We start from the raw sequence: 12,089 nt of genomic DNA, 5'->3' as shown, positions 1-12,089 counted from the left end.
ATTAAAAAATGAAAAAAGTTACAAAAATTTTCGCTATTGCTGCAGGTTTATTTATGTTAACAGCAACTGTTTCTCAAGCTCAAACAAGAGAAAATGCTAAAGGTGTTCGTTTAGGTGTAGGTATTAGTGGTGGTGCACCAACTGATGGTTCTCCATTTAAATATGCATATGGTGCAGATTTAGGTTTCCAGTTCGAATTGTCAAGAGAATTGGCTCTTACAGCAACAGGTGGTTACACTTCTTTTAAAGCAAAAGATGGTCAAGGTGAAGACTATAACTTCATTCCAGTAAAAGGTGGTGTTAAAGTATTCCCACAAATTGGTGGTTTATATTTATCAGGTGAAGCTGGTTTTGGTTTTGGTACTAAAAAAGATGCTAAAGAATCATTCATTTATTCAACTGGTTTAGGTTACCAAACTGCTGGTGGTTTTGATATCGGTGCTAGATATGAAGGTGTTACTCAACAAAGAACTTCAAACACTTTCAGACCTCAAAACGGTCAGTTCGCTTTACGTTTAGCTTATAGCTTCAAATTGTAATACTGAAAGTACATAATTGTAAAAAAGGCTCCTGATCCAGGAGCCTTTTTTATTACAGATACATTTTTAAAATAAATGGTCATGAATGGAGTAGTCAGCGGGGAGGATTGTGGTACTTTTTATTGCAAATATTGAAAAGCTCCAGATTTTTTCAGGCGCTTTTTTATTTATTTAAAATTAAAATGCTATTTTAACCAAAAAAACGAAACATGAGAAAATATCTGGCAGTAATGCTAATCACGGGGATAGTTTCTTGCACAAATACGGAAAAGAAAGTAGCAGGGAATTCGGATACCACATCAATCGCGGACAAAACAGGCGGAGAGATTGTGGAATTAAAAGACGCAAAAGTTCAAGCCATTTACAACGGTTATATCGCTTTAAAAGATGCTTTGGTGAGTACGAAGTTTGAAGAAGCGCAGAAAACAGCGGCACTACTTAAAACAGATTTAGCTAAATATAAGGGGTGTGAGAGCACTGCATTGATTGCTGATAAAATAGCTACGTCAAAAGATATCGCCACTCAACGTAAAGAGTTTACTTCATTAAGTAATGATGTTATTGCTTTGTTTAAGCACGCAGACATCACTAAAGGGGCTATTTTCGTACAGCATTGTCCTATGGCCAATAATGGAGATGGCGGCGATTGGCTTTCAAATGAGCAAAAAATACAAAACCCTTATTATGGGGATGAGATGATGGAGTGCGGTCGTGTTGTAGAAACGATAAATTCTACCAAGTAATTTACTTGGCTTTGACCCACATTTAATAATAATTTAACAGCTTTGTTATAATAAGCTAAAAGCTAATCGGAATGGATTAGTTAAGTTTGTTTTTATAAATTTAAGAATATATATGTCAGATATTGCAGAAATTAAGATTGACGGAAAAGTGTATGAATTCCCGGTTATTACAGGTACCGAAGGAGAGAAGGCTATTGATATTTCTAAACTTAGAGATTTAACGGGTCATATCACTTTAGACTTTGGATATAAGAATACAGGCTCTACAAAGAGTGCAATAACCTTTTTAGATGGTGAATTAGGTGTTTTAAAGTACAGAGGATACCCTATTGAAGAACTGGCAGAAAAATCTACATTCTTAGAAGTAGCATACTTATTAATTTATGGTGATTTGCCAACGCAAGATCAGCTGACAAATTTTCAAAGCCAGATTAGCAGACATACTTTGATTCATGAGGACATGAAAAAGTTTTTAGATGGATATCCTTCTAAATCACATCCAATGGCTCAGTTGTCATCTTTAGTTTGTTCGCTATCTACATTTTACCCTGAATCGCTAAATGCTAATTCATCTCCTGAAACAATGGATCTGACGATGATTAAGCTATTGGCTAAGTTTCCGACTATTGTTTCTTTCATTTATAAAAAATCTTTAGGTCATCCACTTATTTATCCTAAAAACAAATATGATTATGTAAGTAACTTTTTGAACATGATCTTTGGTCAGCGTACAGAAGAGATCGAAATTGATCCTGTTGTAGTTAGTGCGATGAATACCCTATTGATTTTACACGCTGATCATGAGCAAAACTGTTCTGCTTCTACTGTAAGGATGGTAGGTTCTTCTGACTGTAATTTATATGCTTCTGTTTCCGCAGGTATCGATGCTTTATGGGGACCACTTCATGGTGGTGCAAATCAGGCTGTGATTGAAATGCTTGAACTGATTAAAGAAGATGGTGGTGATACTGAGAAATGGATCAATAAGGCTAAAGACAAAAATGATCCTTTCCGCATGATGGGTTTTGGGCACAGAGTTTACAAAAATTTTGATCCAAGAGCTAAAATCATTAAAAAAGCTTGTGATGATATCTTAGAGAAACTGGGTATTAATGATCCTGTTTTGGAAATTGCTAAAAAATTGGAAGAGGCTGCGTTAAGTGATCCATATTTTGTTCAACGTAAACTTTATCCGAATGTAGATTTTTATTCTGGTATTATTTACAGAGCGTTGGGTTTCCCAACTGATATGTTTACAGTATTGTTTGCATTAGGTCGTTTACCAGGATGGATTGCACAATGGAAAGAGATGCATGAGAACAAAGAACCAATCGGTCGTCCACGTCAGATTTATGTTGGTCATACTGATAGAAAGTTTACTGAAATAAAAGACAGGTAGAATCTGATTAGATAAAAATAAACCCCGTTCAATAACTGAACGGGGTTTATTTTTAGAATATCTTTTGTTTTAATGGGTCATAGCTTCTATAGCTTTTTCTTCTGCACTGTTATGTTTGTGTTTAAACATGATGGCAAACGCTATAGTAATGACCAGGGCATATAAAGTAAAAGAAATCCATATACTATACCAGTCTTTTACATCCAGTACACGGCTCAAATCGCCATTGGCCAATACACTTATACCTTTATTTTCAAGGAAAGATAATAGGTGCTGATTTTTTGGATCCGTATTTGCTACTGTGGCGAGTGATTGAATATCACTATAGTGTTTTGTGAAGTACTTATCGATCATCCAGCCGGATACAAGGCTGCCGAATATAGCACCGAATCCATTGGTCATCATCATAAACATACCTTGTGCGGAAGAACGATTTTTTGGCGTGGTAGAGGTCTCTACAAAAAGAGAACCCGAAATATTGAAAAAATCGAATGCCATGCCATATACAATACAGGACATGACGATCATCCATAGATTACCTGCAGGATCGCCAAAAGCAAAAAATCCGAAGCGTAATACCCATGCTAACATAGCAATTACTATGACCTTTTTTATACCAAACTGTTTCAAAAAGAAAGGGATAGCTAAGATAAATAAGGTTTCGGAAACCTGAGAAATGGACATAATGATGGTGGAATACCTGGTGACAAACGAATTTGCATAGGCAGGGAATAACTTAAACTCATCGAGAAAGACGTCTCCATAGGCATTTGTTAATTGTAGTGCACCGCCTAAAAACATCGAAAATACGAAGAACAAGGCCATTTTGTAATTAGTAAATAGCTTAAATGCCTCTAAACCCAAAGTTTGTGCAAAGGTCTTTTTCTCGTCTATTAAGTTTTGAGGAGGACATTTTGGTAGCGTAAATGCATAAATACCTAATGCGAGTGCTGCGGTGCCAGCTATATAAAATTGATAAGCGGTGGCTTTATTTCCAGTTAAGTTTGTGGTCCACATTGCTACTATAAAACCTACTGTTCCCCAAACTCTTATTGGCGGAAAATCTTTAATAACATCGAACAATCCGGACTTTAAAGTTGTATAAGAAATGGAGTTACTAAGTGAGATGGTAGGCATGTAAAAACACATAGCTAACAACATCACCCAGAAAAAATCATTTGGACTGTTAACCTGCGGTATGTAAAATAATACCCCGGCATATAATATATGAAGAATACCATAAAGCACTTCCGCGTTTACCCATTTATCAGCAATAATTCCTGTTAATGTTGGCATAAGAAGAGATGCAAATCCCATTGTTGCAAAAATGGCACCGAATTGAGTGCCATCCCATTGTTTTGTTCCGAACCAATAATTGGCGATGGTGATGAGCCAGGCACCCTATACGAAAAACTGAAGGAAACTCATCAGGGTTAAGCGGAACTTAACGTTCATTATTTCTTCTGTTTAATTCATCACGTATACGGGCAGCTTTTTCATAAGCTTCTTCAGCAATTGCTTCCTGAAGTTTTTGATTTAATTCTTCAATACTTAATGATTTATAACTTGAAGATGGGATGGAGGTGATGTCTTCAGTCCCCTGTTCCTTAGAAAGACTATCCATGTTTTCAAGAAACAGGAAGTCATTTCCTTCTATGACTATACCTGCTGAAGAAAGAATAAATTCATAGGTAAAAATAGCTGCGTTAAATCGAACAGCTAAGGCTATTGCATCAGAAGTTCTGGCATCAATTTCATGTGTAGTCTGGCCATCAGTGCAGATTAGTTTGGCGTAAAAAACACCTTCTACCAGGTTGTAGATTAAGATTTCTTTAATTTCAATGTTGTAGATCTGCGCGAAGGTTTTAAACAGGTCATGGGTTAATGGCCTGCTTGGAGTCATTTTTTCTATCTCTATAGCGATAGCTTGTGCTTCAAACGCACCAATTATAATCGGCAAACGTCTTCTGCCATTTACTTCTCCAAGTACCAGAGCATAAGCTCCTGACTGGGTTTGGCTATAAGATAGACCAACGATGTCTAGTTTTACTTTTTTCATTTTATAGAAATGTCATGTTGAGCTTGCCAGAAACTATGAAGCTTTTGGCAAGCTCAGGATGACAAATATTACCCTTTATGTACTTTTAATGCTTCGATTAATTTTGGTACTACTTCAAATGCATCACCAACTATTCCATAGTCAGCTACTTTAAAGAAAGGAGCTTCAGGATCTTTATTGATGACAACTATTACTTTTGATGAGCTAACACCAGCCAAGTGCTGAATTGCACCGGAAATGCCTATCGCAATATATAAATTTGGACTAATGGCAATACCCGTTTGTCCTACGTGTTCTGAATGTGGTCTCCAATCGGCATCCGAAACTGGTTTAGAACAAGCTGTAGCTGCACCTAACAATGAAGCTAGTTCTTCTATCATTCCCCAGTTCTCGGGACCTTTTAAGCCTCGTCCAGCTGATACGACAAGTTCCGCATCAGGTAAAGATATTTTATTGGTAGCCCTAACTACTTCTTTTACAATAGCAGCAAGATCTGTTGATTTTACTTCCGGACTGAAGGCTTCTATGGTAACATCAATGACATTTTCTTTTGTGCCAAATGCGTTGGGGTTCAGCGCGATCACTTTTATAGCTGAGGTTAATTCAGTTATTGCAAATGCTTTTCCGGAGAATGCTGTTTTCTTTACCTGGAATTTCCCACCGTCCATTTGAGGTAATTCTACGGCCCCATCAACCAGTCCTGCCTCAAGTTTTACTGCAATACGCGGTCCTAAACCTTTTCCAGAGAATGAATTGGAAAGAACAACGATATCTGCATTTTCTTTTTTTGCTGCATCAGCAATTACTGCTGCATAGGCTTGGTTTACAAAATTTTTTAACTGATCATTGGTAACGTTTAAAACTTTAGATGCTCCGTATTTACCAAGCTCTGCAAGTTCGCTCTCACCAACATTACCAATGGAAATAGCTGTTAAATTACTATTTTTTTTATCTGCAATGGCTTTTGCATAAGAAACGGCTTCGAATACAGATTTCTTAAATTTACCATCAACTTGCTCTACATATACTAAAACTGACATAAGATCTTCTTTTAATTAAATTACTTTTGCTTCCTGGTGTAACAGATCGATTAATTTAGCTGTTTCTTCTGCAGCTACTAATTTAACCGCACCACGTGGAGGAGGTGTCTCGAATTGTTGTATTTTACTAAGCTGTGCAATGTCTTTAGCTTCAATAACCTGTAATGGCTTGGTGCGTGCAGACATAATTCCTCTCATATTAGGTATTTTAGGTTCGGCTGTACCTTCGGCACAACTTGCAATAAATTTACCTGTAACTGAAATAATTTCTTTACCTCCCTCAATTTCACGCTCAATTGTGGCAGTACTGCCATCATGGTCTAATTTTTTAATGATAGATATAGATGGGATATCCAAAAATTCACCAATCATTGCGGCTACCTGAGAGCCGTTGTAATCGATTGATTCTCGACCGCAAAGGATCATATCGAAATCGTTGGTCTTTGCGTACTCAGCAATCTGGTAGGCAGTGAAATAGGCATCTCGTGGTGCAGCGTTAATTCTCACTGCATCATCTGCTCCGATAGCCAGTGCTTTTCTGATAGTCGGATCGGTAGTGGCTTCGCCAACATTAATTACAGTTACCGTACCTTTTCCACCTTCGCAAAGTTCAATAGCCCTTGATAACGCAATTTCATCATAAGGGTTTACAATAAACTGTACTCCTGCAGTATTGAATTGTGTATTATCGTTGGTAAAAGTTATTTTTGTTGTCGTGTCGGGCACGTTACTGATACAAACTAATATTTTCATAGGTTTACATATTGATTTTTAATGGTTTTGAAGCGATCATAAAGCTTTAATAACTTTTTAGTTAATCATAAACTAATGATGGTTTCATAGAATTAATATATTTGATTGTTAAAGGTTAAGAAGTCGTTAAACTTCAAAATGTCTTTTTGCAAATCTAATTAAAAAAGCAGGGATTTAAAATGCAAAGTACCCGATTAATAAAGTTATTAGACTTTTTACAGAGTGATCCTAATGATCCGTTCGTATTGTATGCACTGGCTACGGAGTATAATAGTGTAAATGATACAGAAAAGGCACTTCAATATTATTTGAAGCTTATTAATGAACATCCGAATTACGTTGGAACTTACTACCATTTGGGTAAACTTTATCAAAAAACAGGAGAAATGGAGCTTGCATTGGATATTTATCAGAAAGGTATGATAGCCGCGAGAAATAAAAAAGATATGCATGCCTTTTCTGAGCTTCAGGGCGCTTATAATTCTGCAGCAGGTTTAGATTATGAAGATGACTAATTAAAACAGGTGGGCAAAAGGCAATTGTTGTTTATCAGGAATGTAATCCTTTTCACCTTTACTGCTTTTGGTGGGGCTCAGGCACATCTGGCACTTTTGCTGAGGTATTTTGTGAAAAATTCGAGCTTCGTTTCAGAAGAAGAATTACTTGAATTGAATGCCCTTGCCCAAATTTTACCGGGACCCGCATCCACTCAAACGCTTGTGGGGATTGCTTATAAGGTAGGTGGATTAAAGCTTTCAATTATCACTTTTTTGATATGGATTCTGCCTTCGGCTGCAATTATGACTTTTGCTGCAATAACCTTCGCTAAATTGGATCAAAAGGAAAAGTTTACAGAAATTTTAGAATACATACAGCCTATTGCTTTAGGGATTGTTGCGTATGGCGCCTTTAATCTGGCAAAAAGAGTATTGGTGTCGCAACTGACAGTTTTTTTAGCGGTATCTGCGGCTATTGTAACTTTAGTTTTAAGAAACGCTTATGTTTTTCCAATGGCCATTTTAATGGGAGGGATGATATCGTCAGCCATTGGAACACCGGCGGAAGAAAGTAGCATAAGATTAAATCTTTTCTCCAATATTAACCCCAAGAAGCTTACTTATTTTTTTGGAGTATTGTTGTTTCTCGCACTTATGGGAGCTATTATAAACAGAACATCTCCTTTTAGTTTGCCTATTAGGTTGTTTGAGAATTTTTATCGTAATGGTATTGTAATTTTTGGGGGAGGACAGGTGTTGGTGCCGTTAATGTTTACCGAGTTTGTGCAAATGAAACAGTATCTGAGCGCTTCAGGATTTTTATCGGGTTTTGCTTTACAACAAGCTTTACCGGGGCCGACATTTTCTTTTACCAGTTACCTGGGAGCTCTGAGTATGCGGAATTTTGGATTCGGTGTCACTGGTCAGGTTTTAGGAGGGCTGGTAGGGGTACTGGGAATTAATCTTCCCGGGCTTATACTAGTTTTGTTTATTGTACCGTTTTGGGAAGATCTTAAGAAAATCAACCGCATTAAATACTCCTTAACGGGTATCAATGCGGTAAGTGTAGGTTTTATTATTGCAGCTTTTGTGCTTTTATTGCTTCCTGTCGCCCTTGATGCCTTAGCGATAGGGGTGATGGTTGCCACTTTCTTGATTCTCAATTATACCAGAATAAGTACGCCGTTTATAGTTCTAGCTGGAATACTATTAGGTTACTTTTTATAGCTCTGTATTACAACCGTTTTAAAAAGGTGCATCTTCATCATGCATATCATCCATACGCGAAGGTTTAATGATCACGTTGCCTGCTGGTCTATCGAAATCCTGAGAAGGCTGCATACCAGCACTTGGACTATCCATAGAAAACGAAGTAGGTGCAGAGAAGCTTTCTTCCAGATCGGCAAACTTTACATATTTACCAATGAATCGAAGGGGTACAATACCTGTTTCACCATTCCTGTGCTTTGCAATAATTACTTCACCAACACCAGCTTGAGACCGCCCTTGTTCATCTTCAGTGATACCGTAATATTCCGGTCTATATAAGAATAGTACCATATCCGCATCCTGCTCAATAGATCCCGATTCACGTAAATCCGATAGCATTGGTCTTTTTCCGTTCACCCCAGGTCTACTTTCAACCGCACGACTTAACTGAGATAGTGCCAATACAGGGACATTCAGTTCTTTAGCAACAGATTTCAAAGCTCTCGATATACTACCGATCTCTTGCTCCCTGTTTCCACCACCTTCACCTTTACCGTGCATTAGCTGCAAGTAATCGATGATGATTAATTGTATATCATATTGTGATTTTAGTCTCCGGCATTTCGCTCTGAATTCGAAAATATTAAGCGCTGGAGTATCATCGATTAACAACGGAGCTTCTGTCAGTCCGCCAATCTTACTATGTAGTTGCTGCCATTCCCATTCCTGTAAATTTCCTTTTCTTATTTTTTCCTGCTCAATTTCGGCTTCTCCGGAAATTAAACGATTTACCAGCTGTACTGATGACATCTCTAAAGAGAAAACTACTGCAGGACGGTGGAATTGAACACTTGCGTTACGTGCACATGTTAAAACGAAGGCTGTTTTACCCATTGCAGGACGTGCAGCAATAATAACTAAATCTGAAGGCTGCCACCCGCCAGTAATACGGTCCAGATCGGTAAATCCTGAAGGTACACCTGTTAAACCGTCACTTTTGCTGCGTAGTTCTTCTAACGTCGCTAATGATTGTTTTACAATCTCATCCATTTTCTGCGTGTCCCTGCGAAGGTTGTTCTGGGCGATATCAAACAAGCCTTTTTCAGCTTGGTCCAATAGATCAAAAATATCAGTAGTATCTTCGTACGCATTTGATATAATCTCTGATGAAATTCTAATCAGTTCTCTTTGAATATATTTCTGAGATACAATCCTCGCATGGAATTCAATATTTGCAGCCGAGGCAACCCTGTTAGTAAGGTTGGTGATATAATATGCACCACCTATCATTTCAAGGAGACCTAATGTCCGTAGCTCTGAAGTAACGGTTAAAATATCAACCGGTTTTGATTTTTGGAAAAGTCCCTGGATGGCTTCGAAAACTTTTTTATGCGCATCATGATAAAACATTTCAGGCTTAAGGATATCGATAACAGTAGATAATGCGTCTTTTTCAAGCATTAGAGCTCCTAAAATAGCCTCTTCAAGATCAATTGCCTGTGGCGGGATTCTTCCCATTGTACTTACAGTATTGCTTAGACGGTTCTTTCTGGCACTGAAACTCGCCTTATCTTGTCCTTGGGATGGGTGATCGTTACTCATGGCTACAAAATTATACAAAAAATAAGTCCTTTCTGTATTTCTTTACTCACATTTCGACATCCATCAATATCCTCGTTGCGGCGTCATCTTGTGAAATTTTTGATTTTTGCTAACAAAACTATGTGGAAAAGAATCCCTATTTTTGCGGTTCAATTTTAAATATTAATGGAAAACTCCAGAAGACCTTCAAGACCTAAAGAAAATAATGAATTTGTATTTGGTATACGTGCTGTAATAGAGGCTATTAAAGCTGGGAAAGATGTAGAAAGTATTTATATACAGCGTGGTCTTACCGGCGGAATCATTTTGGAACTAAAGGCCTTGTTAAAAGGTACTGATATTCCTGTCCATAATGTGCCGATTGAAAAACTGAACCGTATGACGCAAAAGAATCATCAGGGGGTAATTGCGGTAATTTCTGCAATCGCATTTCAAAAGATTGAGGATATTATTCCAATGATTTATGAAAAAGGAGAAACTCCGTTAGTTTTAATTCTTGATGGTGTTACCGATGTTAGAAATATGGGAGCAATTGCGCGTACAGCGGCTTGTGCTGGCGTACATGCGCTTATTGTACCATCAAAAAACTCTGCACAGATCAATGCAGATGCAATTAAGACTTCGGCAGGAGCTTTGTTCAGTATCCCGGTATGCAGACATCAAAGCTTGCATAAAGTAGCGCTATATTTACAGGAATGCGGTTTGCAGATTGTTGCGTGTACGGAAAAGACAAATGATCTGATTTATGCACCTGACTATACAGCTCCAACAGCAATAGTAATGGGATCAGAAGATGAAGGAATTTCTAATGAGATTATGCGTATGGCAAATCACCTGGCTAAGATACCTATGATAGGAGAGATCAGTTCACTTAATGTATCTGTATCTGCGGGGGTAATTTTATATGAGGCCATCAGACAGCGCCAATAGCTGACTGATGACCTTTGAGAAATTTTATGATTCGTTAAATAAGTAACCGCTGTAAGCCAATCCTTTCGCAACACTCATAAAATTGTCTCCGGTATGCAGAGGGATATTAGGAAATCTGGTTTTAAATAGATTTTTTACAGCCAGGACCATAGATGTTCCTCCTGTTAAAAACAAGCTGTTTATTTCATCTGGATTGATTTGATGTTGTAATAAAAACGTATCCAGATAGCGGCTAATCTTTAAAAGATCTTTGTCTATAACATTTTCATAGGTTTCAATAGAGATATTTTCATCGATCTCTATTTCCATTTCTGAATATTTAAACTTAGAAGTGGTTTGCACTGATAACTCTATTTTGGTTCTCTCAATAGTCTGGAAAACAGAATAACCAAGGTTGTTATCAATAAGTGTGATGAGATTCTTAAAGGTTTTATCTTGCTTAGAATAATGATAATAGGTTTGTATATCATTTTTTACTTTTAACCCGTTAAAAAAGTTCATCTGTTCCCAGGAACAAATATTGGCGAATAAAGAAACAGGAACCTTTAGCGTTTTTCCAGGGGCTGCTTCGTACATGGTGTGCTTTCCAAAATAAGGTGTGCCTTTTTCCCACATAAATGCAGAGTCAAAGCTGTCGCCGCCAATGTAAATACCTCCTGTTGCTATAATGTCTTCTCTACGATCTTTATTTCCAATTTTAGCAGGATCCAGTTCAAGGTACGTGAAGTCGGTTGTTCCACCACCTAAATCGGCTACCAGTACTTTTTCTTTAGTGCTGATGGTTTTTTCATAGGCAAAAGCGGCCCCAATGGGTTCAAACTGAAATCTTACTTCGTCAAAACCTGCATTTTCTGCAGCTTTGCTAAGCCTTTTTTGAGCTAATACATCTTTGGAAGTATTGTCGTCGTCAAAAAAAACTGGTCTTCCGATAATTGCCTTCCGGCAATCTGTACCTGTAATCTGGTCTGCCCTGGATTTTAGCTCCTTTAGAATTAAGGTAACCAGATCAGAGGCATTTAGTTTTTTATGATGAATCCTGGTTTCTATAAAACTGCTTCTTGGCAGAATTCGTTTAATGGATTTCATGAAGCGTCCCTTCATACCGTCACTTAAATATGCTGCAATAGCCTCTTCTCCAACTACGTAATTTAATGGCTGTGATGGACTTTGTTCACTTTGAAAATACAGAATAGATGGTACGATAATGGTTTCTGTAATTTCATTTTTCTCTTCGTCAAAAATAGATAGCGCAGAATTGGTTGTTCCAAAGTCAATTCCGTATAAAAACTTACTCATGGTAAAATTTGAAATGTTTGAT

12 protein-coding genes are annotated in these 12,089 nt (G+C 37.5%); 6 read left to right on the top strand and 6 right to left on the bottom strand.

Features of this window, described 5'->3' with window-relative positions:
- Positions 1-8: 8 nt before the first annotated feature.
- The 3 genes from R2Q84_RS02080 to R2Q84_RS02070 all read left to right on the top strand — a co-directional run bounded on the left by R2Q84_RS02080 (position 9) and on the right by R2Q84_RS02070 (position 2,681).
- Complete coding sequence (locus tag R2Q84_RS02080) at positions 9-539, top strand: outer membrane beta-barrel protein (RefSeq protein WP_316814862.1); 531 nt, start codon at positions 9-11, stop codon at positions 537-539.
- 209 nt (positions 540-748) lie between these two features.
- A complete protein-coding gene (locus R2Q84_RS02075) occupies positions 749-1,282 on the top strand; it encodes a DUF3347 domain-containing protein (protein ID WP_316814861.1) in 534 nt (177 codons plus the stop codon).
- A 112-nt stretch (positions 1,283-1,394) separates the two neighbouring features.
- Complete coding sequence (locus tag R2Q84_RS02070) at positions 1,395-2,681, top strand: citrate synthase (protein WP_316814860.1); 1,287 nt, start codon at positions 1,395-1,397, stop codon at positions 2,679-2,681.
- A gap of 69 nt (positions 2,682-2,750) precedes the next feature.
- Here the strand turns inward: R2Q84_RS02070 and R2Q84_RS02065 are convergent, their stop codons facing one another.
- The 4 genes from R2Q84_RS02065 to R2Q84_RS02050 all read right to left on the bottom strand — a co-directional run bounded on the left by R2Q84_RS02065 (position 2,751) and on the right by R2Q84_RS02050 (position 6,533).
- Positions 2,751-4,070 (bottom strand): MFS transporter, encoded by a 1,320-nt coding sequence (locus R2Q84_RS02065; protein ID WP_316815943.1) that lies wholly within the window; start codon positions 4,068-4,070, stop codon positions 2,751-2,753.
- Between the two features lie 55 nt (positions 4,071-4,125).
- Positions 4,126-4,740, bottom strand: a complete 615-nt coding sequence (locus tag R2Q84_RS02060) for a bifunctional nuclease family protein (RefSeq protein WP_316814859.1) — start codon at positions 4,738-4,740, stop codon at positions 4,126-4,128.
- Positions 4,741-4,808: 68 nt separating this feature from the next.
- On the bottom strand, positions 4,809-5,780 hold the full coding sequence (locus R2Q84_RS02055) for an electron transfer flavoprotein subunit alpha/FixB family protein (RefSeq protein WP_316814858.1): 972 nt from the start codon (positions 5,778-5,780) through the stop codon (positions 4,809-4,811).
- Between the two features lie 15 nt (positions 5,781-5,795).
- Positions 5,796-6,533 carry an electron transfer flavoprotein subunit beta/FixA family protein gene (locus R2Q84_RS02050; RefSeq protein WP_316814857.1) on the bottom strand — a complete coding sequence of 246 codons (738 nt, stop codon included), beginning with the start codon at positions 6,531-6,533 and terminating at the stop codon, positions 5,796-5,798.
- A 179-nt stretch (positions 6,534-6,712) separates the two neighbouring features.
- Here R2Q84_RS02050 and R2Q84_RS02045 point away from each other — a divergent pair, with 179 nt between their 5' ends.
- Entirely contained in the window at positions 6,713-7,048 is a 336-nt protein-coding gene (locus tag R2Q84_RS02045; protein WP_316814856.1) for a tetratricopeptide repeat protein, read from the top strand.
- Between the two features lie 9 nt (positions 7,049-7,057).
- The gene (gene chrA, locus R2Q84_RS02040; protein ID WP_316814855.1) at positions 7,058-8,257 is read left to right on the top strand and encodes a chromate efflux transporter; all 1,200 of its coding nucleotides are present in this window, start codon (positions 7,058-7,060) and stop codon (positions 8,255-8,257) included.
- 18 nt (positions 8,258-8,275) lie between these two features.
- Here chrA and dnaB read toward each other — a convergent pair whose 3' ends face one another.
- Positions 8,276-9,841 carry a replicative DNA helicase gene (gene dnaB, locus R2Q84_RS02035; protein WP_316814854.1) on the bottom strand — a complete coding sequence of 522 codons (1,566 nt, stop codon included), beginning with the start codon at positions 9,839-9,841 and terminating at the stop codon, positions 8,276-8,278.
- A gap of 165 nt (positions 9,842-10,006) precedes the next feature.
- On the opposite strand from dnaB, the gene rlmB reads away from it, so the two are divergent.
- Positions 10,007-10,771 carry a 23S rRNA (guanosine(2251)-2'-O)-methyltransferase RlmB gene (rlmB, locus tag R2Q84_RS02030; protein WP_316814853.1) on the top strand — a complete coding sequence of 255 codons (765 nt, stop codon included), beginning with the start codon at positions 10,007-10,009 and terminating at the stop codon, positions 10,769-10,771.
- A gap of 24 nt (positions 10,772-10,795) precedes the next feature.
- Here the strand turns inward: rlmB and R2Q84_RS02025 are convergent, their stop codons facing one another.
- The gene (locus R2Q84_RS02025) at positions 10,796-12,067 is read right to left on the bottom strand and encodes an Hsp70 family protein (protein ID WP_316814852.1); all 1,272 of its coding nucleotides are present in this window, start codon (positions 12,065-12,067) and stop codon (positions 10,796-10,798) included.
- Positions 12,068-12,089 lie beyond the last annotated feature (22 nt).

Origin of the sequence: Pedobacter nyackensis (assembly GCF_032678475.1) — a bacterium.
Lineage (GTDB): Bacteria > Bacteroidota > Bacteroidia > Sphingobacteriales > Sphingobacteriaceae > Pedobacter > Pedobacter nyackensis_A.
The sequence above is the reverse complement of the archived record's forward strand: the minus strand, read 5'-3'. Positions and strand labels throughout refer to the sequence as shown.